Genomic DNA, 25590 nt, shown 5'->3' on the forward strand with positions numbered 1-25590 from the left:
GGATACCCTGCTTAGAGCGGCGATCGTTCGAGACCAGGAGAGCTATGCGGCCCACGACGTGGGGGCGATCCACCCATGCGTTGATCGCGGTGGCGGTGCTGGCGTTGGTCGCCGCCGTCGTCGCGGCGTCGGCGCTGCTGACCGGCGGAGGTGCCCCCGATGCGGCGGCGGTCAAGCCCGCACCGGCGGCAGCGTCGGCGAGCCCGGGCATCGTGCCCGTCGACGAATCCGCCCCCAAGCCCACCCCCGACCGACTGGCGCTGGTGCTCGCGCCCGCGCTCGCCGACCCCAACCTCGGCAAGTTCACCGGCCGCATCACCGATGCCATCACCGGGGCCGAACTGTGGGCCCGAGGTGCCGATGTGCCGATGCAACCGGCGTCGACCAACAAGACGCTCACGGCCGCGGCGGCGCTGCTGGCCCTCGAACGTGACGACCGGCTCACCACCCGGGTCTTCCGCATCAACAAGCCCGGAGCGGTGGTGCTGAAGGGCGGCGGAGATCAGACGCTGTCGGCGGCCGCGCCCGACGAGCAGACCTGGTACCGCGATGCTGCGCGGATCAGCGATCTGGCCGAGCAGGTCGAGGCCGCGGGTATCAATGCCACCGAAGTGCAGGTCGACGTGAGCACCTATAGCGGCCCCACGATGGCACCGGGCTGGGATCCGGCCGATATCGACGGCGGCGACATCGCGCCGATGGAGTCGGTGATGCTCGACGGCGGCCGCACGCAGCCGGTCAGCGTCGACTCCTGGCGTTCCAAGACCCCCGCGCTGGACGCCGGCCGCGCCTTGGCCGTTGCGCTGGGCGTGCATCCCGCAAAGGTGACGGTGGCGCCGGGGGCGGCGCGCGGTGGCCAGGAGATCGCGTCAGTGCAGTCACCGCCGCTCATCGACCGGCTGCGCGACATGATGAACGCGTCCGACAACGTGATGGCCGAGTCGATCGGTCGTGAGGTCGCTGCCGAAGTCGGCCTCCCGCAGAGTTTCGCCGGCGCGGTGCAGGCGGTGCTCGGCGAACTGGACGGCGCCAAGATCGACACCACCAACGCCAGGCTGTTCGACTCCAGCGGGCTGTCTGTCGATGACCGGCTCACCGCGGAGACCCTCGACGAAGTCGTCAACGCCGCCGCGGGCAGCGCCCAACCCAAGCTGCGTCCGCTGGTCGAGATGCTGCCGATCGCGGGCGGCAGTGGGACCCTGTCCAACCGCTACCTCGACACCGACGCCGGTCGGTCGGCCGCCGGGTTCCTGCGGGCCAAGACGGGGTCGCTGACCGGTACCAACTCACTGGCCGGCATCATCACCGACGCGAGCGGCCGGGTGCTCACGTTCGCCTTCATCTCCAACGAGGCCGGGCCGACGGGCCGCATCGCGCTCGACACCTTCGCCGCCGCGCTACGGTCGTGTGGATGCAGCACATGAGCACCTCGACTCAGCAGTCCGTCAAGGCATCGCCCAGCGTCGGACGCACTGTCGACTGGGACTTCGCCGCCCAGGTCGGGAAGAAACTGGCGCGGCCGGGTCCGGCCGCCTCCGACTACACCCACCGTCAGGTCATCGACCAATTGGCCGAGTCGTCACGCACCGCCGAGGTGCCGGTGCGTGAAGTCACCGGTCTCAATGAGGGCGGCGCGATTCCCGAAGCCCGCATCGTGGACCGCCCGCAGTGGATCCACGCCGCAACCCAGTCGATGCGCGTAATGACCGGCGGCGCAGAGAAACCGAACAGTTTCATCAGCGGACGCATCACCGGTGCGCAGACCGGCGCCGTGCTTGCGTTCGTGTCGCAGGGCATCCTCGGCCAGTACGACCCGTTCGGCCGCGACGGCGGCGAGTTGCTCCTGGTCTATCCCAACGTGATCGGCGTGGAGCGCCAATTGCGGGTCGACCCAGGCGATTTCCGGCTCTGGGTATGTCTGCACGAGGTCACCCACCGAGTCCAGTTTCGCGCCAACCCATGGCTGGCAGACCACATGTCGCAGTCTCTCGGGGTGCTCACCCAGGAAGCCGGCGACGACGTTACCCAGGTGGTGGGGCGCCTCGCGGAGTTTCTCCGGAGCCGTCGCGATTACGTCGTCGACGCTGATTCGGAACCGAATTCGTCGGGAATGATCGGCCTGATGCGCGCGGTTCAGGCCGAACCGCAACGGCAGGCGCTGGACCGACTGCTGGTGCTGGGCACCCTTCTCGAGGGTCATGCAGACCATGTGATGGATGCCGTCGGACCCAAGGTGGTGCCGTCGGTGGCGACGATCCGCAGGCGCTTCGACGAACGGCGCCAACGTAAGCAGCCGCCGCTGCAGCGGGTCGTGCGGGCGCTACTCGGGTTCGACGCCAAACTCAGCCAGTACACCCGCGGTAAGGCATTCGTCGACCACGTGGTGTCCCGGGTCGGGATGACGCGGTTCAACACCGTGTGGTCGAGCCCGGAAACCCTCCCGCTGCCAACGGAAATCGACAAGCCACAACGGTGGATCGACAGAGTGCTCTAGCCGCACTGCAGGCGGCGGTGACGGCGTTCTCCCGCGAGCACGCGAGCGCAAGCCCGCGCTGGTGTGTGGCGCTGTCCGGGGGTGCCGATTCGTTGGCGCTGACGGCGGCCGCGGTAACGGTGAAGCCGACGACAGCGCTGATCGTCGATCATCGAATGCAGGTCGATTCCGGCGCGGTCGCGGCAACTGCGCGCGAGCAGGCGCTGGCACTGGGATGTGTTGAGGCTCAAGTTCTTTGCGTCGATGTAGGCTCCGCTGGTGGTCCCGAGGCCGCCGCGCGCACCGCGCGCTACCGCGCACTGGACAGCGCGCGAGGCGATGCGCCGGTGCTGCTCGCGCACACGCTCGATGATCAGGCGGAGACCGTACTGCTCGGCCTTGGCCGCGGCTCGGGTGCCCGCTCCATCGCCGGTATGCGCCCACTCGACCCACCTTGGGGCCGCCCGCTGCTCGGGATTCGACGTGCGGTGACGCAGGCGGCGTGCGCCGAGCTGAACCTGACGCCGTGGCAGGACCCGCACAACGTCGATCGCCGGTATACCCGTCCCCGGCTGCGCGCCGAGGTGCTGCCGCTGCTCGAAGACGTGCTCGGCGGCGGTGTCGCCGAGGCGCTGGCCCGCACCGCCGCCGCGCTGCGCGAGGACACTGAGATGCTCGACGGATTGGCAGAGCGCGAGCTCGCCGAGATGCCGACCGCAGGCGGCCTCGACACCGCTCGTCTGGTCAACCTGCCGGACGCCGTTCGGCGCAGGGTGATTCGAGGCTGGCTGCTGGCCGGCGGTGCCAGTTCGCTGACCGACAAGCAGATTCGCGGTGTCGACACTCTGGTGACGGCGTGGCGCGGACAGGGCGGCGTCGCGGTGGGATCACCGCTGCGCAGCCGACGGCTGATCGCGGGCCGACGTGACGGGATGCTGACCCTGCACACCGAGCCCGTGTGAAACATGGCACGCTGTGCACGTGGCCGTGGAAACCACCGAGATGTATCCGGGTGACATCAAGTCGGTGCTGATCTCGTCGGACGAAATTCAGGCGAAGGTCGCGCAGCTCGGCGCGCAGCTCGGCGCGGAGTACCGCGACGCCCTCGCCGAGAACGGCCAGGATCTTCTGCTCATCACGGTGCTCAAAGGTGCGGTGTTCTTCGTCACCGACCTCGCCAGGGCGATCCCGCTGCCGACCCAGCTGGAGTTCATGGCCGTCAGTTCCTACGGAACATCGACGTCCTCGTCGGGCGTGGTACGCATCCTCAAGGATCTCGACCGCGACATCAACGACCGCGACGTGCTGATCGTCGAGGACATCGTCGACTCTGGGCTCACGTTGTCCTGGCTGCTGCGCAACCTCGCGACGCGGCACCCGCGTTCGTTGCGGGTGTGCACGTTGATGCGCAAACCCGACGCCGCCGTCCGCGCCGATGTCGACATCGCCTACGTCGGCTTCGACATCCCCAACGAGTTCGTCGTCGGCTACGGCCTCGACTATGCCGAGCGCTACCGCGACCTGCCCTACATCGGCACGCTGGACCCCAAGGTGTACGAGCAGCTGTAGTCGGCGCAAGATGTGGGCATGACCGAAACAGCCCTTCGGATCTGCCCTTTGTGCGAGGCCACGTGTGGCCTGACCCTGACGATCGACGACGGCCGGCTCACCGGCGCTCGCGGCGACCGCGACGACGTGTTCAGCCACGGTTTCATCTGTCCCAAGGGGGCGAGCTTCGCCGAGCTCGATAACGACCCCGACCGGTTGGAGCGGCCACTCCTGCGACGGGACGGCGTCCTGACCGAGGCCACGTGGGACGAGGCGTTCGCTGCCGTCGCCGACGGTCTCGGTGCGGTCGTGCGCGAACACGGCGGAACGTCCGTCGGGGTGTACCTCGGCAACCCCAACGCGCATACGGTCGCGGGTGCGCTGTATCCGCCGGTGATCATCCGTGCGCTCGGCACCCGCCAGGTGTTCAGTGCGAGCACGCTGGATCAGATGCCCAAGCACGTTGCGCTCGGTCTGATGTTCGGGAGCCCGGTCGCGTTCACCGTGCCCGACCTCGACCGCACCGACTACCTCGTCGTCATCGGCGCGAATCCCCTTGTGTCCAACGGCAGTCTGGCCACCGCCGCCGACTTTCCAGGCAAGCTGCGTGCCTTGCGCAAGCGTGGCGGCAAGCTCGTCGTCATCGATCCCGCCCGCACCCGGACCGCCGAACTCGCCGACCGACACATCGCCCCGCGTCCCGGCACCGACCCCGCACTGCTGCTCGCCATCGTGCATGTGCTTTTCGACGAGGGCCTGATCGACCTCGGGACGGTGGCCGACCATGTCAACGGCATCGACGACGTTCGCGCCGTCGCAGCGGATTTCGGGCCTGCCGTCGTCGCCGCGTACTGCGGAGTCGCCGCCGACGACATCCGGGTGCTGGCCCGCGAACTCGCCACCGCTCCGAGTGCCGCCGTCTACGGCCGGATCGGCACGTCCACCGTCGAGTTCGGAACACTGGGCAGTTGGCTCGTCGACGTCGTCAACGTCCTGACGGGAAACCTCGACCGCCCTGGCGGGGCGATGTTCCCGCTCGGTCCGACGGCGCCCGCCCCGCGCCCGCCAAAGGCCGGTCGCGGCTTTTCGATCGGGCGCTGGCACAGCCGGGTGTCGGGTCATCCCGAAGCGCTGTCCGAGTTGCCTGCGGCCGCGCTCGCCGAAGAGATCGACACCCCAGGTGACGGCCAGATCAGGGCGATGATCACGATCGCCGGAAATCCGGTGCTGTCCGCTCCGGACGGCGACCGCCTCGACCGTGCGCTCGACGGCGTGGGATTCATGGTGAGCATCGACCCCTACCTCAACGAGACAACGCGCCACGCTGACGTCATCCTGCCGCCACCGCCGCCCTCCCAGAGCGCCCACTTCGACTTCGCGCTCAACAACCTCGCGGTGCGCAACAACGCCAGGTATTCGCCGCCGGTGTTGCCTGCCGACGGCCGACCCGACGAGGCGGAGATCCTGTCGCGGATCGCGCTCGTGCTGTTCGGTGCCGGCGCCGATGCCGACCCCGCCGCCGTCGACGAACAGGTCATCGCGACGACATTGACCAAGGAGACCGCCGATCCGACATCACCGGTGGCCGGCCGTCCCGTCGCCGAACTGACCGCGATGCTCGCGCCCGGTCCGGGATACGAGCGCCGCCTCGACATGATGCTGCGGCTCGGCGCCTACGGTGACGCGTTCGGTGCCAAACCGGATGGTCTGACGCTGCAGCGACTCATCCGCGCCCCGCACGGTGTCGACCTGGGTCCGCTGCGGCCGCGCCTGTCCGAGGTGCTCCGGACGCCAACGGAGAGAATCGAACTCGCGCCGCCGTCGCTCATCAAGGAAGTGGCGAGGCTTCGGGAGGCACTCGAGAAGCGCGCCGATCGTTTCGTGCTGATCGGGCGACGGCATCTGCGTTCAAACAACAGCTGGATGCACAACGTGCCCGCTCTTGCCGGCGGCTCCAACCGGTGCACGTTGCGGATCCATCCCGACGATGCCGCCGAACTCGGCCTGACCGACACCGCGGTCGTGAAGGGTCCCGGTGGTGAAGTGCTGGCTCCGATCGAGATCACCGACGGTATGCGGCGCGGCGTCGTGTCGTTGCCACACGGATGGGGTCATGACCGCTGCGGCACCGGCCAGCAGGTCGCGTCGCGCCATCCCGGGGTGAACGTCAATCAGCTCAACGCAGGCAATCAGCTCGACCCGCTGTCGGGTACCGCTGTGCTGAATGGGATCCCGGTCGACATCGCTCCTGCGGGATAGGTGAGCCGCCGCGGACTAGTCGAGCTCCCAGATCACCGTCACGCTGAACCCGACGGACTGCTGGCCCGGTTCGACCGGTACCGGAGCGGCCATCGCCATCTCCGCGCCGCCGCGCTGCATCGGGACTGGTGGCGCAGTGCCGGCGACCTCGGAAATCGAAATCACGTTGCCGAGCGAGAGACCGGACAGTTGCGCGTACTGCTCGGCACGGTCCTTGGCGTCGTTGAAGGCGCGGCTGCGCGCGTCACGGACGAGTTGCGAGTCGTCTTCGATCGAATAGTTCACGTTATTGATCCGGGTCGCATTGCCGCCGGTGCTGACGATGAGGGCCAGCGCCTGCGATGCTGCGTCGAGCTGGCGGATCTTCACGTCGATCGAATTGCTCGCCCGGTAGCCGACGATGGCGGTGCTGTCGGTCGTCGGCGCGAACTGCGGCTGCAGGCTCACCTCCGTCGTGCTGATGTCCTTGCGATCGACGCCCGCTTCCACCAGCGCGTTGACCACCCCGAGCTGACGGTCGCTGACCTGGTTCATGGCGCCGGTGACATCGGGGGCGGTGAACTCGATCGATGCGTTGACGTTCAACGTGTCCGGAGTGCCCTTGACTTCACCGGAACCCACGACGGTGACCTGGCGGACGTCGGAGTTCGCGGTCGGGGCGGCCGCCGTCGGACCCGACGTCGCGTCGCAACCCGACACTGTCGCAACCAGTCCCGCGGCGGCGAGGACGAGCAAACGGGCGGGCAACTTCGCTCGCGCGGCGATCGGCATGAGAGGCACCATACCGTCAGGCTCGACGTACCTATGGTTGCTCCACGTCGCGCAGAAATGCCAACAGGATTCGGTTGACCTCTTCGGGCCGCTCCTGCTGGATCCAATGCCCCGCACCGTCGATCCACTCCTCGGTGTAGGGCCCCGCGACGACCTCACGCGCGCGGGCGGGATTCATCGTCGGGCCGACGGGGTCGGCCGTACCTCCGACGAACAGTGCGGGCGCAGTGGTCTGTGCGCCGGCCAGTTGCGGCGTCGATTCCCAGTTGCGGTCGTAGTTGCGGTACCAGTTCAGCGCGCCGGTGAACCCGGTCCTGCCGAACTCGGCGACGTAATGGTCGAACTCGTCGCGGCTGATCCAGTCGGGCAGCGGCGCGTCACCCGCGAGCAGCCCGGCGAACATTCCGCGCATCGTGACGGCCACATCGGCTGCCATCTCGGCGTCGGCGAGTCCGGGCTCCTGGAAACGAAGCATGTAGAAGTCATCGCCGAACTTCTCCCGCCAGCGTTCGGTCGGGCGGGAGCGCGCCCGGGGAATGGGTGGCACGCTGAGTCCGGCCACCGCCCGCACCCGGTCGGGGTGCAGCAGCGCGGTATGCCAAACGACCATGGCGCCCCAGTCGTGGCCGATGAACACCGCCCGCTGGGCGCCGACCTCATCCAGCAGGGCGACAAGATCGGCGCTCAGCGCATGAATGTCGTAGTCCTCGACGGCGTCGGGGCGGCTGGAGCCGCCGTACCCGCGCTGATCGGGGACGAGCACGTGATAGCCGGCCGCCGCGAGAACCGGGATCTGGTGGCGCCACGAATACGCCAGTTCAGGGAATCCGTGGGCCAGCACGAGCAGGGGCGCACCGCGTTCTCCGGCTTCGATGACCCGAAGCGCCACCCCGTTCGTCTCGACGATCCGTTCGGCCGAGGTGTGCACGACGTCAGCCAAGCACACCGGCGGGAACCTTAGTTCGTTGGTCTAGCGGTAGCCTTGAGGTTTCTGACTGCGCATAGAGGAAGTCGCGACGGACATTCGATGAATCGGAAAAATGTAATCCGCACGCTCACCGTGGTTGCGGTGGTGCTGTTGCTGGGTTGGTCGTTCTACTACTTCGGTGACGACACGCGCGCCTTCAAACCCGTCGATACCTCTGTCGCGATGTCCCAGATCAGCAGCGACAATGTCAAGAGTGCGCAGATCGACGACCGTGAGCAGCAGCTTCGGCTCGAGCTGAAGAGCGGCAACGGCGACACCGAGAACAGCGACAAGATCATCACGAAGTACCCCACCGGGTACGGAGTGCAGCTGTTCGACGCGTTGAGCGCGAAGAACGCCAAGATCAACACCGTCGTGAACCAGGGCAGCATGTTGGGCTCGTTGCTCATCTACCTGCTGCCGCTGCTGCTGCTCGTCGGCCTGTTCGTGATGTTCTCCCGCATGCAGAGCGGTGGGCGGATGGGCTTCGGCTTCGGTAAATCGAAGGCCAAGCAGCTGTCCAAGGACATGCCGAAGACCACGTTCGCCGACGTTGCCGGTGTCGATGAGGCCGTCGAGGAGCTCTACGAGATCAAGGACTTCCTGCAGAACCCGACGCGGTATCAGGCGCTCGGCGCCAAGATCCCCAAGGGCGTGCTGCTGTACGGCCCGCCCGGCACCGGTAAGACGCTGCTGGCCCGCGCGGTGGCGGGTGAGGCCGGGGTTCCGTTCTTCACGATTTCAGGTTCGGACTTCGTCGAGATGTTCGTCGGCGTCGGCGCATCCCGAGTGCGCGACATGTTCGAGCAGGCCAAGCAGAACAGCCCGTGCATCATCTTCGTCGACGAGATCGACGCCGTCGGTCGTCAGCGCGGCGCCGGCATGGGCGGCGGCCACGACGAACGCGAACAGACGCTGAACCAGCTGCTCGTCGAGATGGACGGCTTCGGCGAGCGTGCGGGCGTCATCCTCATCGCCGCGACCAACCGGCCCGACATCCTGGACCCGGCGCTGCTGCGTCCAGGTCGCTTCGACCGCCAGATCCCGGTGTCCAGTCCTGACCTCGCGGGCCGTAAGGCCGTGCTCAAGGTGCACTCGCAGGGCAAGCCGATGGCGGGCGACGCCGACCTCGACGGCCTGGCCAAGCGGACCGTCGGCATGTCCGGCGCCGACCTGGCCAACGTCATCAACGAGGCGGCGCTGCTTACCGCTCGCGAAAACGGCACCGTCATCACCGCTCTGGCGCTGGAGGAAGCCGTCGACCGCGTCGTCGGCGGGCCGCGGCGCAAGGGCCGCATCATCAGCGAGCACGAGAAGAAGATCACCGCCTACCACGAAGGCGGACACACTCTCGCGGCATGGGCCATGCCCGACATCGAGCCGATCTACAAGGTGACGATCCTCGCCCGCGGCCGCACCGGCGGCCATGCGGTCGCGGTGCCCGAGGACGACAAGGGCCTGATGACCCGCTCGGAGATGGTCGCCCGACTGGTGTTCGCGATGGGCGGGCGCGCTGCCGAGGAGTTGGTGTTCCGCGAGCCGACCACCGGCGCGGTGTCCGACATCGAGCAGGCCACCAAGATCGCCCGCGCGATGGTCACCGAGTACGGCATGAGCTCCAAACTCGGTGCGGTGCGGTACGGCACCGAGCACGGCGACCCTTTCCTGGGTCGGACCATGGGCACCCAGGCTGACTACAGCCACGAGGTCGCGCAGATCATCGACGACGAAGTGCGCAAGCTGATCGAGGCCGCGCACACCGAGGCGTGGGAGATCCTCACCGAGTATCGCGACGTGCTCGACATCCTTGCAGGCGAGCTGCTGGAGAAGGAGACGCTGCACCGCGCCGAGCTGAAGGCGATCTTCGAGGACGTCAAGAAGCGCCCGCGGCTGACCATGTTCGACGATTTCGGTGGCCGCGTCCCGTCGGACAAGCCGCCGATCAAGACGCCGGGCGAGTTGGCGATCGAGCGCGGAGAGCCCTGGCCCAAGCCGGTGCCCGAACCCGCCTTCAAGACCGCCATTGCGGAGGCCACCAAGGTCGCCGAGGCGGGTAAGAATGGCGCAAACGGTAACGGCACCAACGGAACCGGAGCCGCCACGCAGCCGGACTACGGCGCTCCCGCCGGCTGGCACGCTCCCGGCTGGCCCCCGCAGCCGAACCAAGAGCAGCCCAACCAGCAGCACCCGCAGCCACAGGGTTACTGGTATCCGCCGCCCAACTGGCAACAGCCCTACCCCCCGTATCAGCCCTACCCGCAGCCCGGCCACGCACCTCAGGGTCCTCAGGGTGGACAACCGAACCCGAATGACGAATCGGGGCAGGAGAACGGTCGGCAGAACCCGCACGGCTGACAGGCTTGCAGGGCCACAGGAGGCTTCAATGACGCAGTCGCAGAACAACTCTGTCAAATTCGAACCCGGACAGTTCGACCAGCCGCGCGCGGAGGCGGCGGTGCGCGAGTTGCTGATCGCGGTGGGGGAAGACCCTGACCGCCACGGCCTCGAAGACACCCCGGCCCGGGTGGCGCGCGCCTACAAGGAGTTGTTCGCCGGTCTGTACACCGACCCGGACACGGTGCTGAACACCACCTTTGACGAACAGCACGACGAATTGGTGATCGTCAAGCAGATACCGATGTACTCCACCTGCGAACACCACCTGGTGTCGTTCCACGGGGTGGCGCACGTCGGCTACATCCCCGGCGAGGACGGCCGGGTCACCGGGCTGTCGAAAATCGCTCGGCTGGTGGACCTATACGCCAAGCGGCCGCAGGTGCAGGAACGGCTGACCGCACAGATCGCCGATGCGCTGATGCGCAAGCTGAATCCGCGCGGGGCCATCGTCGTCGTCGAGGCCGAACATCTCTGCATGGCGATGCGAGGTGTTCGCAAGCCCGGTGCCATCACGACGACGTCGGCGGTGCGCGGGCAGTTCAAGACCGACAGCGCGTCCAGGTCCGAAGCTCTGGATCTCATCCTGCGGAAGTGAATCCACCACGGGTGCAGGTCATGGGGGTGGTGAACGTCACCGCCGACTCCTTCTCCGACGGTGGACTCTTTCTCGACCGTGATCGCGCCGTCGCCCACGGGCTGGCGCTGGCCGCCGAAGGTGCCGCGATCGTCGATGTCGGAGGCGAATCGACGCGACCCGGCGCCACGCGTATCCACCCGGAGGTCGAAACATCGCGAGTGGTACCAGTGGTCAAAGACCTTGCTGGACAGGGTCTTACGGTCAGCATTGACACCATGCATGCCGCAGTGGCGCGAGCTGCGCTCGAGAACGGCGCTCGGATAGTCAACGACGTGTCCGGCGGCCGGGCCGACCCGGACATGGCTCCGTTGCTCGCCGACGCGAAGGTTCCGTGGGTGCTCATGCATTGGCGTTCCGTCGGAGCTGCGCAACCGCATGACGTGCCCCCCTACGGTGACGTGGTGGCCGATGTTCGCGACGAACTCATGGCAAGTGTCGACGCGGCGGTGGCGGCCGGGGTGGATCCGGTGAACGTGATCATCGACCCCGGACTGGGTTTCGCCAAGACCGCAGAACACAATTGGGCGATCCTGCGGGCGCTCCCGGAGTTCGTCGCCACCGGAGTGCCGGTGTTGGTCGGCGCGTCTCGCAAGCGCTTCCTCGGCACGCTGTTGGCGGGTCGGGACGGCGAACCGCGTCCGCCCGACGGCAGGGAAGCCGCGACGGCGGTGATTTCCGCGCTCGCCGGACTACACGGCGCGTGGGGTGTGCGGGTGCACGACGTGCAGGCATCGGTGGACGCGCTGAAAGTACTCGAGGCTTGGAATGGCTAAGCATGGCTGATCGAATCGAGTTGCGCGGGTTGACTATTCGAGGTCACCACGGTGTTTTCGACCACGAGCGCCGCGATGGCCAGGACTTCGTTGTCGACATCACCGTCTGGGTCGACCTGGCGGCCGCGGCGGCAAGTGACGATCTGGCCGACACCCTCGACTACGGCCGGCTGGCTCAGCGGGCCGCCGACGTTGTGGCGGGTCCGCCGCGCAATCTGATCGAGACGGTGGCAGGAGAGATCGCCGACGACATCATGTGCGACGAGCGGGTGAACGCCGTCGAGGTGGTTGTGCACAAACCTGCCGCGCCGATCCCGCTGACCTTCGCCGATGTGGCTGTGGTGGCACGTCGGTCGCGGCGCGGCGGACGGGGCAACCCGTGACTCAAGTGGTGCTGTCGATCGGTTCGAACCTCGGCGACAGGCTGGCGCGCTTGCAGTCTGTCGTCGACGGCCTCGGCGGTTCGGTCAGCGCCGTCTCGCCGGTGTATGAAACCGATCCGTGGGGCGGCGTCGAACAAGCTGCGTTCCTCAACGCAGTGGTGCTTGCAGCCGATCCCGCACTCGACGGCCGCGGGTGGCTGCGTCGCGCGCAGGAACTGGAACAGGCCGCCGAGCGTGTGCGCGACGAGCGCTGGGGACCCCGCACCCTCGACGTCGACATCGTGATGTGCAGCTCGGGTGGACGTGAGGTGACGTCCACTGACGAGGAACTGACGTTGCCCCATCCGCTGGCGCATGAGCGCGCGTTCGTCCTCGTGCCGTGGCTTGCCGTTGACCCCGCCGCCACGCTGACCGTTGCCGGCGAGCGTCGGTCCGTCGAGGCGTTGCTCGCCGGACTCGACCCCGCCGATCGCGACGGGGTGCGATTGACCGACGCGGCGCTGAGCTGATGGGTCCGACACGCAAGCGTGATCTGACCGCCGCGACCGTCGTTGCCGCCGTGGCGGCGTACCTCCTCGTGCTCACGTTGTATCGCTTCTTCCCGCCGATCACCCTGCTGTCCGGAGTGTCGTTGCTGGTGGTCGCGATGGCGGAGGCGGGCTGGGCCGTCTACGTGAGGGGCAAGATCAACGATGGTCGCATCGGCGACGGTCCTGGCTGGCTGCATCCGCTCGCCGTGGCCAGATCCGTGTCGATCGCCAAGGCCTCGGCATGGGTCGGTGCGGTGGTGCTCGGCTGGTGGGTCGGCGTGCTGGCATACCTGTTACCGCGGCGCGCGACTTTGCGAGTCGCGGGCGAGGATACGGCCGGCGCGCTGCTGGCCGCCGCATGTGCCCTCGCGTTGGTTGCCGCCGCTCTGTGGCTACAGCATTGCTGCAAGTCTCCGCAGGAGCCGCCCGACAACCCTGACGGCGCAACGGAGTAACTGGTTTCCACGCATGTGCGCCGAATCGCCGAAGAGGTCGACACGCTAGGTGACCTGTGGCGGGTATTGTCGCCCCATGACTGAACCGGCCCGCAGCGCGCGCACTCGGCGCAGCGTGCGTCGACCCGGTTGGGTGCTGTTGACGGTGTTGCTGGTGCTCGCCATCGGCTCCAGTTCGGCGCTCGTGTTCACCGACCGGGTGGAGTTGCTGAAACTCGCCGTCATCCTGGCGCTCTGGGCCGCGGTGGTCGCGGCGTTCGTGTCGGTCATTTATCGCAGGCAGAGCGATATGGATCAGGCCAAGGTCCGCGACCTCAAGCTCGTCTACGACCTACAGCTGGATCGTGAGATCTCCGCGCGCCGGGAGTACGAGCTGTCGGTGGAGACACAACTGCGCCGCGAGCTCGTTTCGGAACTGCGTGCCCAGGCGGCCGACGAAGTAGCGGGCCTGCGGGCGGAACTGGCCGCGCTGCGGGCCAACCTGGAGATCCTGTTCGACGCGGACCTGTCACACCGCCCCGCGCTGGAAACCGACCGGGCCGGTGCGCCGCCTTACGACAACTGGGCGCCCACCCCCGAGACCGCCGGTCGGGTCACGGCCAGCCGCATCGACACCGAGGACCGCGACGACACCGACTTCCACACCGATGAGAGCCCGATCATCGACGTGCCGGAGGAACCGCATCCGCCGGAGCACGAATGGGTGCCGCCCGTCAATGCGGGAGGCGCGCACCGTAGGGCTGCGGAGGCGCCGCCGCCACCGGCGCCGCCGCCACCGGTCCCGCCGCCCAACGAGAACGAGCGCACCACGCAATTCACTTGGCCGCCGGCACAACAGCCCCCGAGACTGCAGGAGCCGCCCGAGCCCGCCCCCCAGCCTGAGTGGCAGCCGGCGCCTGCCGAGGGGCGATGGATTCCGGCGGGGGCGCCCGATAGCAACTGGGAGGCGCCGGCTGCCCCGCCCGAGCCGACTCCGCCGCCGGAGTTGCCCCGGCGAGGCAGGCATTCGGCGTCCCCCGAGGCCGTCGATCCCGGCAGGCCTCCCGCGCCGCCCACCTTGGCCACCGAATCTGCTCAACCACCGCCTCATGAGGAGCCGGAGCCGCCCGAACAACCGGCCGTATCGCGACGACATCGCAGTCCCGACGACGCGGAGACCGGTGGACAGTCGGTGGCCGACCTGCTGGCCCGACTCCAGGCCGCCCCGTCCGGTGGCGGTCGCCGCCGGCGCCGGGACGAGTGAGCTAGGCTTCGTTGACCGTCCGGTACCCGCATTGCGGGACCGGAACGAAAGAAACATTCAACATTCAGCGAGGTCGACTTCGTGGTTTCGATGGGGACCCCCTCTGACGGATTCCGCCCGGCGCGGCTCACGATCGGCATCATCTCCGCTGGTCGGGTGGGTAGTGCGCTCGGCGCCGCATTGGAGCGCGCCGAGCATGTCGTCGTAGCCTGCAGTGCCATATCGGCCGCGTCGCGTGAGCGGGCGCAGCGCAGGCTGCCCGACACGGCGGTGTTGCCGGTGGACGAGGTTGCCGCCCGCGCCGAACTGCTTCTCCTGGCCGTTCCTGACGCAGCACTGCCGGGGCTGATCTCCGGACTGGCGGCCACCGGGGCGGTACGCCCGGGCACGATCGTCGCGCACACGTCGGGGGCCAACGGCATCGGTGTGCTGGCACCATTGACCGAACAGGATTGCATTCCGCTGGCGATTCACCCCGCGATGACTTTTACCGGGGCCGACGAGGACATCGCACGCCTTCCAGAGGCGTGCTTCGGGGTGACGGCGGCCGACGAAGTCGGATACGCGATCGCGCAGTCGCTGGTGTTGGAGATCGGCGGCGAACCGTTCCGCATCCGCGAAGACGCGCGAACCCTGTATCACGCGGCGCTGGCGCATGCGAGCAATCACCTTGTCACCGTGGTGCTCGACGCGGTCGAGGCGCTGCGCTCAGCGCTGTGGGGCCAGGAGTTGCTGGGGCAGGAGATCATCGGCAATGCACCCGGCGGCCTTGCCGAGCGGGTCATCGGTCCGCTGGCGCGCGCATCGCTGGAGAATGCGTTGGTGCGCGGCCAGGCTGCGCTGACAGGACCGGTCGCCCGCGGCGACGCCGATGCGGTTGCAGGTCACCTGGAGGCGCTGATGGAACTGGATCCGCAACTCGCCCAGGCATATCGGGCCAATTCCCTGCGCACGGCACAGCGTGCACACGCCCCCGATGAAGTGTTCGCGGTGCTGGGGACGCACCGATGATCACCGCGCCGAAGCCCAAGTTCAACGCCGGCGAACTGAACGTCTACTCCGCACCGCGGGACGTCTCGGATGTCACCAGGGCGCTCCGTGCGACCGGTCGCAGGGTGATGCTGGTGCCGACCATGGGTGCTCTGCACGATGGTCATCTCACGCTGATCCGTTCGGCCAAGAAAGTCCAGGGCGCGGTCGTGGTGGTGTCCATTTTCGTGAACCCGTTGCAGTTCGGCGCGCACGAGGACCTCGCCGCATACCCGCGCACACTCGACGACGACCTCGCCGCCATACGCGAGGAACGTATCGAGATCGCGTTCACCCCGACGGCAGCGGACATGTATCCCGACGGCATGCGCACCTCAGTCCACCCCGGCCCGCTCGGATCCGAACTCGAAGGTTCCGCGCGGCCAACGCATTTCGCCGGTGTATTGACGGTTGTGCTCAAACTGCTGAACATCGTCGGCCCGGATCGGGCGTTCTTCGGGGAGAAGGATTACCAGCAGCTGACGCTGATCCGGCAGATGGTCGCCGATCTCGACGTCGGCACGCAGGTCGTCGGTGTCCCCATCGTGCGTGAACCGGACGGCCTGGCGATGTCGTCGCGCAACCGCTACCTCAACGAGGTCGAACGCGAACAGGCGGGCGCTTTGTCGGCTGCGCTGCTCGCCGGGATGTATGGAGCCGGAGAGGGTTCGGCGGCTGCGCTTGATGCGGCCCGCGCTGTGCTCGACGAGGTGCCTGCCATCGACCTGGACTACCTGGAGGTGCGCGACCCGATGCTGGGCCCGGCGCCATCGGTGGGCATGGCCCGCATGCTGGTCGCCGGTCGGCTCGGACAAACCCGGCTCCTGGACAACATCGCGATCGATATCGGCATGCCGTCTGGTGCGGGTCCGCATGTCGAGTATGACGAACACGAATTACCTTGGAGGAACTGAATGTTGCGGACGATGCTGAAATCGAAGATTCATCGTGCCACGGTGACCCAGGCCGATCTGCACTACGTCGGCTCGGTGACGATCGACGCTGACCTGATGGACGCGGCCGACCTGCTCGAGGGTGAGCAGGTCACGATCGTGGACATCGACAACGGCGCGCGTCTGGTGACCTATGCGATCACCGGTGAACGGGGCAGCGGCGTGATCGGGATCAACGGCGCAGCAGCCCATCTGGTGCACCCGGGCGACCTGGTGATCCTGATCGCGTATGCCTTGATGGAGGATGCCGAGGCGCGCAGGTATCAGCCACGAGTCGTGTTCGTCGACAACGACAACAAGCAGATCGATCTCGGACACGACCCCGCTCATGTGCCTGCTGATGCGGCCGAACTGATGTCACCGCGGTAAGACTGTGCTGCTCACTATCGACGTTCGCAACACCCACACCGTCGTCGGACTGGTGTCTGGCTCGGGCGACCACGCAAAAGTAGTACACCACTGGCGGATTCGCACCGAATCGGAGGTCACCGCAGACGAGTTGGCGCTGACGATCGACGGTCTCATCGGGGACGACGCCGAGCAGCTGACGGGTGCCGCCGGGCTGTCTACGGTGCCTTCGGTGCTTCATGAGGTGCGCCTGATGCTCGAGCAGTACTGGCCGTCGGTGCCGCACGTGCTCATCGAACCGGGTGTGCGCACCGGCGTTCCGCTGCTCGTGGACAATCCCAAGGAGGTCGGCGCCGACCGTATCGTCAATTGCCTGGCGGCCTTTCACAAGTACGGCACCGCTGCGATCGTGGTCGACTTCGGCTCGTCGATCTGCGTCGACGTGGTCTCGGCCAAGGGTGAGTTCCTCGGCGGCGCTATTGCGCCCGGTGTGCAGGTGTCGTCCGACGCGGCGGCGGAACGCTCGGCGGCGCTGCGCCGCGTCGAGCTGACCCGGCCGCGGTCGGTCATCGGCAAGAACACGGTGGAATGCATGCAGGCCGGCGCGGTTTTCGGATTCGCGGGTCTGGTGGACGGATTGGTGAGCCGGATCCGGGCGGATGTCGACGGATTCGGCGGCGATGACATCACCGTGGTCGCCACCGGGCACGGAGCGCCGCTGGTGCTGCCGGATCTGCGCACCGTGGACCACTACGACCAGCACCTGACCCTCGACGGTCTGCGATTGGTGTTCGAACGCAATCGCGACAGCCAGCGCGGCAGGCTCAAGCAGGCCCGCTGACCGCCGCTCAGAAGAACGTCCGGATCAGCTCGACGACGCGGCCGTCGTCGAGCACCGGGATCATCGGCCACTTGTCGAAGACCGTGCACGGATGGCTGATTCCGAATTCCAGCCAGTCGCCGACCTCCACCCGGTCGTCGCCGAGCCGTAGGTACGCGTGCTGATCGTTGAGCTTGACCACGTGCGCGCTCGCGAGGCCATACGGGGTCGGCAGGTCCTGGTCGAAGGACACGTCGCGGCGGCCCATCGTCAGCACCGCCAGGTCCGGCTCGGGGCGTGACACGACTTGCGACCACACCCGCAGTGCCGGCCGAAGCTGGCCGTCGCGCAGCGGCGAGGTGCGGCCGTAGAGGCCGTCGTCGTGCGTCAGATAGCACCCGCTGCGCAGGATCGTGCGCACGGACATATCCGCGGGCCATCCGGTGAGCCCCTCGGCGACCGTGTCGAAGTATGTGCTGCCGCCTGCCGTCACGATGATGCGGTCGGTTTCGAAGATCGGCGCCAACCGCAGTACCGCGGCGCGGACGTCGGCCAGATAAGAACGGACGAGGGCCACGGCATCGGGGGCCACGTCATGTCCGAGCGCGGCTTCGTAGCCGGCCACGCCGATCAGTCGCAGCCACGGGGAGGCGACGACTGCCCGGGCGACGTCGTCGACGGTCTGCGCGTCGCGGCAACCCGTGCGGCCCCCCGCCATGCCGACCTCGACGCACACGTCCACCGGCCGGACCGCGCCTGCTTCGGCCAACGTCGACGCCATCAGCTCGACTCCGCGCACCGAGTCGACCCAGCACACCAGGGTGAAGTCCGGATGCGCGTCGAGTTCGGCGGCGAGCCAGCGCAGTGCGGCCCCGTCGACCAGCTCATTGGCCAGCACGACATCGCCGACACCGAATGCTCGGAAGATGCGGACCTGGCTGATCGTGGCGGCTGTGACCGCGCACGCGCCCGCGTCGAACTGGCGAGCCAACAGCTGAGGGGACATATGCGTCTTGCCGTGTGGCGCCAGTTCGACGCCGCGCTCGTCGCACCATTGCGCCATTGTCGCGAGGTTTGCCGCGAGCGCGTCTGCGAGCAGTACACATACCGGTCCGACGGCGCCACCAGCGAGCAGGCGGGGTGACTCGGCGCACACATCGGCGGGTGTGCGGCCCCACCACGACGCAGGTAAACCCTTGAACCGCCAGTCCAGCGGCTCGGCCGCCAGCGCGGCTACCGCCGCTGCGTTGATCGGGGCCGTCATGAGTTCATTTAAGCTGGCACGTCGTGACGACACCTGATTCGCCTGACACCGGAGCGGCCCCGGTCGCGACATCGGAGACCGACATCCCTGAGCAGTACCGGATTCGCCAGGGAAAACGGGAACGTCTGCTGGCCGAAGGGCGCGAGCCGTACCCGGTCGAGGTCGCCCGCACGCACACGCTGGCCGAGATACGCCAGACCTACCCTGATCTCGAGGCGAATGCCGAGACCGGGCTCATCGTCGGTATCGCGGGCCGCGTCATGTTCGCCCGCAATTCCGGAAAGCTGTGTTTCGCCTCATTGCAGGAGGGTGACGGCACGCAACTGCAGGTAATGATCAGCCTGGACCGGGTCGGTCAGGAATCGCTGGAATCGTGGAAGTCCGACGTCGACCTCGGTGACATCGTTTTCGTGCACGGTGAAGTGATCAGTTCGCGGCGCGGAGAACTATCTGTTCTTGCGGATTCTTGGCAAATTGTTTCCAAGGCGCTGCGCCCTCTTCCGGTCGCCCACAAAGAGATGAGTGAAGAGTCCCGGGTCCGGCAGCGCTACGTCGATCTGATCGTGCGTCCGGAGGCTCGGATCATCGCGCGCCAGCGCGTAGCCGTGGTCCGCGCCGTGCGGTCGGCGCTCGAACGACGGGGGTTTCTGGAGGTCGAGACGCCAATGCTGCAGACATTGGCCGGGGGGGCGGCCGCCCGCCCGTTCGTGACCCACTCCAATGCGCTGGACGCCGATCTATACCTCCGAATCGCCCCGGAACTTTTCCTAAAGCGTTGCCTCGTCGGCGGATTCGAGCGCGTCTTCGAGTTGAATCGCGTGTTCCGAAATGAAGGCGCCGATTGGACGCATTCACCGGAATTCGCGATGCTCGAGACATATCAGGCCTACGGAACGTATGACGATTCCGCCATCGTCACCCGGGAGATAATTCAGGAGGTCGCCGACGAGGCGATCGGCACCAGGCAGGTGCCATTACCGGATGGCACTGTCTACGATCTCGATGGCGAATGGCAGACCATACAAATGTATTCATCGCTGTCGGAAGCACTCGGAGAAGAGATCACCCCGGATACTTCGGCCGAATATTTATGGGCGATCGCCGACCGGCTGGAAGTGGAGATTCCCCGCGACCGTGGTTACGGGCACGGGAAATTGATCGAGGAGCTGTGGGAGCACACCGTCGGAAACACTCTGTGGGCACCCACCTTCGTCAGGGATTTTCCTGTTGAGACAACTCCGTTGACTCGCGCACATCGCAGCATCGAGGGGGTCACCGAAAAATGGGACCTCTACGTGCGGCGCGTCGAGCTCGCGACCGGCTACTCCGAACTCATCGATCCCGTTATCCAGCGTGAAAGGTTTGCGGCCCAAGCGCGCGCAGCGGCCGCAGGCGACGACGAGGCAATGGCTCTTGATGAGGATTTCCTGGCCGCCCTGGAGTATGCGATGCCGCCCTCGACAGGGACCGGAATGGGTATCGATAGATTGTTGATGGCTTTGACCGGACTGTCGATTCGGGAGACGGTTTTGTTCCCGATAGTCCGACGGCATGGCATGTGATCTGGCCGAACTGCCGGATTTGCGATCTTTGCGATCTTGTTGAATGGTGTGTCTTAATATGGCACATTAGTGCGGGGGATCGAAACTTATCTAATCAGCAACGTGCTTCCGAGAAGGGCTGTGTGGGCTAATGGCGAAGAAAGTGACCGTCACGCTGGTCGATGATTTCGACGGCGAAGGCGGAGCCGATGAGACAGTCGAATTCGGGCTCGACGGGGTCAGCTACGAGATTGACCTTTCTTCGAAGAATGCGTCCAAGCTGCGCAGCGACCTCAAGCAATGGGTCGACGCCGGACGCCGGGTCGGCGGTCGTCGCCGCGGGCGGTCGGCAGGGTCGGGGCGCGGCAGGGCCGCCATCGACCGCGAACAGAGTGCCGCCATCCGGGACTGGGCCCGCCGCAACGGACACAATGTGTCCACTCGCGGGCGGATTCCGGCAGACGTCATCGACGCATTCCACGCCGCGACGTAATCGGCCTGCGCCACGCGTTCGCTCGCCGCGAACCTTCGACGAGCGATCCTCGGAAACAATCTCATCGCTCAGGCGTTGACACGCATAAGCACCTGGGTACACCCTCCGCGTGGTCTGTTAACACCGCTGTCCGCTTAGAGCGGACCGGGAGGCGGGGCACCCAGGGCCGTCGCCCACTAGAGTGGACGGCAGGTGCGGTGCACTTATTCAAGTGCAAAGCGCCGAGTCTATTGATGGAGAGCAGGTAACCACCGATGTTCGAGAGATTCACCGACCGTGCCCGCAGGGTCGTCGTCCTGGCCCAAGAAGAGGCCCGGATGCTCAACCACAATTACATCGGAACCGAGCACATCCTTCTTGGGCTCATTCATGAGGGTGAAGGCGTAGCCGCCAAGTCACTGGAGTCGCTGGGCATTTCGCTCGAAGGCGTGCGCAGCCAGGTCGAGGAGATCATCGGTCAGGGCCAGCAGGCGCCGTCCGGTCACATTCCGTTCACCCCTCGCGCCAAGAAGGTGCTGGAACTGTCGCTGCGCGAGGCGCTGCAGCTCGGCCACAACTACATCGGCACCGAGCACATTCTGCTCGGCCTGATCCGCGAGGGCGAAGGCGTGGCCGCTCAGGTGCTCGTGAAGCTTGGCGCTGAGCTGACGCGCGTGCGTCAGCAGGTGATCCAGCTGCTGAGCGGATATCAGGGCAAGGAGACGGCGGAAGCCGGTACCGGCGGCCGCGGCGGCGAGGCGGGCAATCCGTCGACGTCGCTGGTGCTGGACCAGTTCGGCCGCAACCTCACCGCCGCCGCGATGGAAGGCAAGCTCGATCCGGTCATCGGCCGCGAGAAGGAAATCGAGCGGGTCATGCAGGTGCTGAGCCGGCGCACCAAGAACAACCCGGTGCTGATCGGTGAACCCGGCGTCGGTAAGACGGCCGTCGTCGAGGGCCTGGCCCAGGCGATCGTGCACGGTGAGGTCCCCGAGACGCTGAAGGACAAGCAGCTGTACACGCTTGACCTGGGTTCGCTGGTGGCCGGCAGCCGCTACCGCGGTGACTTCGAGGAGCGCCTCAAGAAGGTGCTCAAGGAGATCAACACCCGCGGCGACATCATCCTGTTCATCGACGAGCTGCACACGCTCGTTGGTGCGGGCGCCGCCGAAGGTGCTATCGATGCGGCGTCGATCCTCAAGCCCAAACTGGCGCGAGGCGAACTGCAGACCATCGGCGCCACCACGCTCGACGAGTACCGCAAGTACATCGAGAAGGACGCCGCCCTGGAGCGCCGGTTCCAGCCGGTGCAGGTCGGCGAGCCGACCGTCGAGCACACCATCGAGATCCTCAAGGGGCTGCGCGATCGATACGAGGCGCACCACCGCGTCTCGATCACCGATCCTGCGATCGTGGCCGCGGCCACGCTGGCCGACCGCTACATCAACGACCGGTTCCTGCCGGACAAGGCGATCGACCTGATCGACGAGGCCGGCGCCAGGATGCGTATCCGCCGGATGACCGCTCCGCCGGACCTTCGCGAGTTCGACGAGAAGATCGCCGACGCGCGCCGCGAGAAGGAATCCGCGATCGATGCGCAGGATTTCGAGAAGGCGGCAAGCCTGCGCGACAAGGAAAAGCAACTGGTAGCTCAGCGCGCCGAGCGTGAGAAGCAGTGGCGCTCAGGCGATCTGGATGTGGTCGCCGAGGTCGACGATGAGCAGATCGCCGAGGTGCTCGGCAATTGGACGGGTATCCCGGTGTTCAAGCTGACCGAGGAGGAGACTACCCGGCTGCTGCGCATGGAGGACGAGATCCACAAGCGGATCATCGGCCAGGAGGACGCCGTCAAGGCGGTTTCGAAGGCGATCCGGCGTACCCGCGCCGGCCTGAAGGATCCCAAGCGGCCGTCCGGCTCGTTCATCTTCGCCGGCCCGTCCGGTGTCGGTAAGACGGAGCTGTCCAAGGCGCTGGCCAACTTCCTGTTCGGCGACGACGACGCGCTCATCCAGATCGACATGGGTGAGTTCCACGACCGGTTCACCGCGTCGCGGCTGTTTGGTGCCCCTCCGGGCTACGTCGGCTACGAGGAGGGCGGCCAGCTCACCGAGAAGGTGCGCCGCAAGCCGTTCAGCGTCGTGCTGTTCGACGAGATCGAGAAGGCCCACCAGGAGATCTACAACAGCCTCCTGCAGGTCCTCGAGGACGGTCGTCTCACCGACGGTCAGGGTCGCACGGTGGACTTCAAGAACACGGTGCTGATCTTCACCTCGAACCTCGGCACGTCCGACATCAGCAAGGCGGTCGGGCTTGGCTTCACCCAGGGTGGCGGTGAGAACAACTACGAGCGGATGAAGCAGAAGGTCAACGACGAGCTGAAGAAGCACTTCCGCCCGGAGTTCCTCAACCGCATCGACGACATCATCGTCTTCCACCAGTTGACTCGCGAAGAGATCATCCAGATGGTCGACCTGATGATCGGCCGGGTGGAGAAGCAGCTCAAGGGCAAGGACATGGCCATGGAGTTGTCGGACAAGGCAAAGAGCCTGCTGGCCAAGCGCGGATTCGATCCCGTGCTGGGTGCGCGGCCGCTGCGCCGGACCATCCAGCGCGAGATCGAGGACCAGCTGTCGGAGAAGATCCTCTTCGAAGAGGTCGGTCCCGGCCAGCTCGTCACGGTCGACGTGGACAACTGGGACGGCGAAGGGGCGGGCGAGGACGCGGTCTTCACCTTTGTCGGCAGCAAAAAGCCGGCCAAGGTGGAGGAGCCGGACCTGGCTCAGGCCGGTGCCGCAGGCGCGGCAAGCGCCACCGCCGAATAACTCAACGACACAAGGACCCCGAAACCATCACGGTTTCGGGGTCTTTGTATGTCCTCATCACGCGAACGCTGGACCCTTTGCTTAGGATGCTGATGTAATCGACGGGCGAAGGAATCTGGTCATAATCCAGAACGGTCGCGCCACTGTGAAGTCAGACCCGACGTCCGTCGTCAACACCTGAAGCTGGGACGCGAAATCCTGGGAAGGACCTGACAATGACATCTCCAGAGGCCCGCAAGACCTCCTTGTCTCCGGCGACGCCGATCGACTTCTCCGCCACCAAGGCGGCGGTCTGGCTGACGCTCACCGCATTCTTCGCACTGTTGGTCATCTACTTCATCGGGATGGACCAGGGCGCCACGTCGGTGTTGGGCAACAACACCGTCATCCACGAATTCGTGCACGACGCCAGGCATCTACTCGGCTTCCCCTGCCACTGATATGGAAAAGCAGATCATTTGGCGTGGCCTGCTGGCCGGCGCCGCTGCGGGTGTGCTCTCATTCATCTTCTCCCGGATCTTCCTGGAGCCGGTCATCGACAAGGCCATCGGCTACGAGGACGGCATCGGCGCGGCCCGCGAGGCCCTCTCGGGTGCCGCCGAAGGACATCACCATGGCGCCGACGGCGGATTCGAGGGATTCACGCGCGCCGTCCAGATGAACATCGGAATGGGCCTTGGCGTGTTGCTCTTCAGCATCGCCATCGGCGCGCTGTTCGCCGTCGTGTTCGCGGTCGCATACGGGCGTATCGGCGACATCTCAGCGCGGCTGACGTCGCTTTATGTGGCCGGCGGCATGCTGGTCAGCCTGTTCATCGTGCCTGCGTTGAAGTACCCGCCGAGCCCGCCCGCGCTCAGCCTCGACGAGACGATCCGTCAGCGCACCCTGCTGTATTTGTTGATGGTGGTGTTGTCTGCGGCCCTATTCGTCGCTGCGGTGTACCTGGGCCGACGCCTGACCGAGAAGCTCGGCGCGTGGAATGCGACGCTGGCGGGTGCAGGTGCGTACATCGTGGCGACCGCCATCTTGATGCTCGTGCTGCCGACCATCGACGAGACGCCCGGACCACTGCTCGATGACGCGGGCAACATCGTCTATGAAGGCTTCCCTGCCGACCTCCTCTACGATTTCCGGTTGTTCTCTCTGGGGAATCAGCTGGTCATCTACGCGACGCTCGGATTGGTCTTCGGCGCGATGGCCGCGAAGCTGCTCGGCGAGAGCAGACGGCAGGAGCAGCTGACTGCGTGAGTGAGGTCGTCCGGCTGACTCTCGTATCGCATGCGATGACCGATGCGATGGCAGCCGGACGGTTTCCCACCGACGAGCCATTGAACTCGGTCGGCCACCGCCAGGTCGACTCCTCGATAGAACTCGGCGTCACCGAGCAGGCCTACTGTGGACCCGAGAAGCGGACGAGGCAGACCGCGGAATTGCTTGGCCTGCATGCGGAAACCGATACTCGGCTTGCGGATCTGGACTGCGGCCGCTGGCGCGGCGATGTCCTCGGCAGGGTGGAATCGGCGGATCTGGCGATCTGGCTGACGGACCCGACGCGCGCACCACACGGGGGAGAGTCCGTCGTCGATCTGATCGTGCGGGTGCGCGGATGGATGGACTCGCTGACCGCCGACCGTGCCCGCTTGGTCGCGGTCACCCATCCGGCCGTGATCCGCGCGGTCATCCTCATTGCCCTTGATGCACCACCGAAGTCGTTCTGGCGCATCGACATTGCGCCGGTGAGCCGGACGGTCATGCACTTCCGTGGCCACGCCTGGACACTGCGATCGAACAACTAGCAGCCTCGGTGGCCTAGTTGGGGTTGGGTGGTTGGGGTTGGAAGGGGACATACCATCGTCGCCATTGGGTGCGTTCGCCGGTGGGTCCGCGGTAGGGCGGGACGTCGGG

General features: G+C 66.6%; 25 protein-coding genes. 22 read left to right on the forward strand and 3 right to left on the reverse strand.

Annotated features, from left to right (window positions below; genetic code table 11):
- Window positions 1-44 precede the first annotated feature (44 nt).
- Genes dacB through CSQ99_RS20570 form a run of 5 tightly spaced genes read left to right on the forward strand, consistent with a single transcriptional unit; the run spans window position 45 to window position 6280 of the window.
- A complete protein-coding gene (dacB, locus tag CSQ99_RS20550; protein WP_099040856.1) occupies window positions 45-1424 on the forward strand; it encodes a D-alanyl-D-alanine carboxypeptidase/D-alanyl-D-alanine endopeptidase in 1380 nt (459 codons plus the stop codon).
- The gene (locus tag CSQ99_RS20555; protein WP_176561118.1) at window positions 1421-2494 is read left to right on the forward strand and encodes a zinc-dependent metalloprotease; all 1074 of its coding nucleotides are present in this window, start codon (window positions 1421-1423) and stop codon (window positions 2492-2494) included. The genes dacB and CSQ99_RS20555 overlap by 4 nt, the downstream gene beginning before the upstream one ends.
- Window positions 2473-3435 carry a tRNA lysidine(34) synthetase TilS gene (gene tilS, locus CSQ99_RS20560; RefSeq protein WP_099040858.1) on the forward strand — a complete coding sequence of 321 codons (963 nt, stop codon included), beginning with the start codon at window positions 2473-2475 and terminating at the stop codon, window positions 3433-3435. Before CSQ99_RS20555 ends, tilS begins: the two co-directional genes overlap by 22 nt.
- Window positions 3436-3475: 40 nt before the next feature.
- A complete protein-coding gene (gene hpt, locus CSQ99_RS20565; protein WP_245909011.1) occupies window positions 3476-4042 on the forward strand; it encodes a hypoxanthine phosphoribosyltransferase in 567 nt (188 codons plus the stop codon).
- Window positions 4043-4060: 18 nt separating this feature from the next.
- Window positions 4061-6280, forward strand: a complete 2220-nt coding sequence (locus CSQ99_RS20570) for a molybdopterin-dependent oxidoreductase (protein ID WP_099040860.1) — start codon at window positions 4061-4063, stop codon at window positions 6278-6280.
- A 15-nt stretch (window positions 6281-6295) separates the two neighbouring features.
- Here CSQ99_RS20570 and CSQ99_RS20575 read toward each other — a convergent pair whose 3' ends face one another.
- Together CSQ99_RS20575 and CSQ99_RS20580 are read right to left on the reverse strand one after the other, a co-directional pair.
- On the reverse strand, window positions 6296-7051 hold the full coding sequence (locus CSQ99_RS20575) for an SIMPL domain-containing protein (protein WP_176561119.1): 756 nt from the start codon (window positions 7049-7051) through the stop codon (window positions 6296-6298).
- Between the two features lie 31 nt (window positions 7052-7082).
- Complete coding sequence (locus tag CSQ99_RS20580) at window positions 7083-7997, reverse strand: alpha/beta fold hydrolase (protein WP_099040862.1); 915 nt, start codon at window positions 7995-7997, stop codon at window positions 7083-7085.
- Between the two features lie 81 nt (window positions 7998-8078).
- Between CSQ99_RS20580 and ftsH the strand changes: the two genes are divergently transcribed.
- The 11 genes from ftsH (at window position 8079) to CSQ99_RS20635 (ending at window position 17607) form a co-directional block, all read left to right on the forward strand.
- On the forward strand, window positions 8079-10373 hold the full coding sequence (gene ftsH, locus CSQ99_RS20585) for an ATP-dependent zinc metalloprotease FtsH (RefSeq protein ID WP_099040863.1): 2295 nt from the start codon (window positions 8079-8081) through the stop codon (window positions 10371-10373).
- A gap of 28 nt (window positions 10374-10401) precedes the next feature.
- Window positions 10402-11010: a GTP cyclohydrolase I FolE gene (gene folE, locus CSQ99_RS20590; protein ID WP_099040864.1), complete on the forward strand. Its 609-nt coding sequence runs from the start codon at window positions 10402-10404 to the stop codon at window positions 11008-11010.
- A complete protein-coding gene (gene folP, locus CSQ99_RS20595) occupies window positions 11007-11825 on the forward strand; it encodes a dihydropteroate synthase (RefSeq protein WP_176561120.1) in 819 nt (272 codons plus the stop codon). Before folE ends, folP begins: the two co-directional genes overlap by 4 nt.
- 2 nt (window positions 11826-11827) lie before the next feature.
- Entirely contained in the window at window positions 11828-12208 is a 381-nt protein-coding gene (folB, locus tag CSQ99_RS20600) for a dihydroneopterin aldolase (protein ID WP_099040865.1), read from the forward strand.
- Entirely contained in the window at window positions 12205-12717 is a 513-nt protein-coding gene (gene folK, locus CSQ99_RS20605) for a 2-amino-4-hydroxy-6-hydroxymethyldihydropteridine diphosphokinase (RefSeq protein ID WP_099040866.1), read from the forward strand. The genes folB and folK overlap by 4 nt, the downstream gene beginning before the upstream one ends.
- A complete protein-coding gene (locus CSQ99_RS20610) occupies window positions 12717-13193 on the forward strand; it encodes a DUF3180 domain-containing protein (RefSeq protein ID WP_099040867.1) in 477 nt (158 codons plus the stop codon). Before folK ends, CSQ99_RS20610 begins: the two co-directional genes overlap by 1 nt.
- Window positions 13194-13269: 76 nt before the next feature.
- The gene (locus tag CSQ99_RS20615; protein WP_176561121.1) at window positions 13270-14436 is read left to right on the forward strand and encodes a DUF6779 domain-containing protein; all 1167 of its coding nucleotides are present in this window, start codon (window positions 13270-13272) and stop codon (window positions 14434-14436) included.
- A gap of 90 nt (window positions 14437-14526) precedes the next feature.
- Entirely contained in the window at window positions 14527-15447 is a 921-nt protein-coding gene (locus tag CSQ99_RS20620; protein WP_099040869.1) for a Rossmann-like and DUF2520 domain-containing protein, read from the forward strand.
- Window positions 15444-16379 (forward strand): pantoate--beta-alanine ligase, encoded by a 936-nt coding sequence (gene panC, locus CSQ99_RS20625; RefSeq protein WP_425437844.1) that lies wholly within the window; start codon window positions 15444-15446, stop codon window positions 16377-16379. Before CSQ99_RS20620 ends, panC begins: the two co-directional genes overlap by 4 nt.
- Window positions 16380-16787 carry an aspartate 1-decarboxylase gene (panD, locus tag CSQ99_RS20630; protein WP_099040870.1) on the forward strand — a complete coding sequence of 136 codons (408 nt, stop codon included), beginning with the start codon at window positions 16380-16382 and terminating at the stop codon, window positions 16785-16787.
- A gap of 4 nt (window positions 16788-16791) precedes the next feature.
- Window positions 16792-17607: a type III pantothenate kinase gene (locus CSQ99_RS20635; protein ID WP_099040871.1), complete on the forward strand. Its 816-nt coding sequence runs from the start codon at window positions 16792-16794 to the stop codon at window positions 17605-17607.
- Window positions 17608-17614: 7 nt separating this feature from the next.
- On the opposite strand, the gene CSQ99_RS20640 is transcribed toward CSQ99_RS20635, so the two are convergent.
- Window positions 17615-18850, reverse strand: a complete 1236-nt coding sequence (locus tag CSQ99_RS20640) for an alanine racemase (protein WP_099040872.1) — start codon at window positions 18848-18850, stop codon at window positions 17615-17617.
- 23 nt (window positions 18851-18873) lie between these two features.
- Between CSQ99_RS20640 and lysS the strand changes: the two genes are divergently transcribed.
- From lysS to CSQ99_RS20670, 6 genes are all read left to right on the forward strand, one after another.
- The gene (gene lysS / locus CSQ99_RS20645) at window positions 18874-20412 is read left to right on the forward strand and encodes a lysine--tRNA ligase (protein WP_099040873.1); all 1539 of its coding nucleotides are present in this window, start codon (window positions 18874-18876) and stop codon (window positions 20410-20412) included.
- A 130-nt stretch (window positions 20413-20542) separates the two neighbouring features.
- Complete coding sequence (gene lsr2 / locus CSQ99_RS20650; RefSeq protein ID WP_099040874.1) at window positions 20543-20884, forward strand: histone-like nucleoid-structuring protein Lsr2; 342 nt, start codon at window positions 20543-20545, stop codon at window positions 20882-20884.
- Between the two features lie 254 nt (window positions 20885-21138).
- Complete coding sequence (gene clpC1 / locus CSQ99_RS20655; protein WP_099040875.1) at window positions 21139-23685, forward strand: ATP-dependent protease ATP-binding subunit ClpC; 2547 nt, start codon at window positions 21139-21141, stop codon at window positions 23683-23685.
- Between the two features lie 215 nt (window positions 23686-23900).
- A complete protein-coding gene (locus CSQ99_RS20660; RefSeq protein WP_099040876.1) occupies window positions 23901-24125 on the forward strand; it encodes a CbtB domain-containing protein in 225 nt (74 codons plus the stop codon).
- Between the two features lies 1 nt (window position 24126).
- Entirely contained in the window at window positions 24127-24933 is an 807-nt protein-coding gene (locus tag CSQ99_RS20665) for a CbtA family protein (protein WP_099040877.1), read from the forward strand.
- A complete protein-coding gene (locus CSQ99_RS20670; RefSeq protein ID WP_099040878.1) occupies window positions 24930-25481 on the forward strand; it encodes a histidine phosphatase family protein in 552 nt (183 codons plus the stop codon). The genes CSQ99_RS20665 and CSQ99_RS20670 overlap by 4 nt, the downstream gene beginning before the upstream one ends.
- Window positions 25482-25590 lie beyond the last annotated feature (109 nt).

It is taken from the genome of Mycobacterium neglectum, from assembly GCF_002591975.1.
GTDB classification, from domain to species: Bacteria; Actinomycetota; Actinomycetes; order Mycobacteriales; family Mycobacteriaceae; genus Mycobacterium; species Mycobacterium neglectum.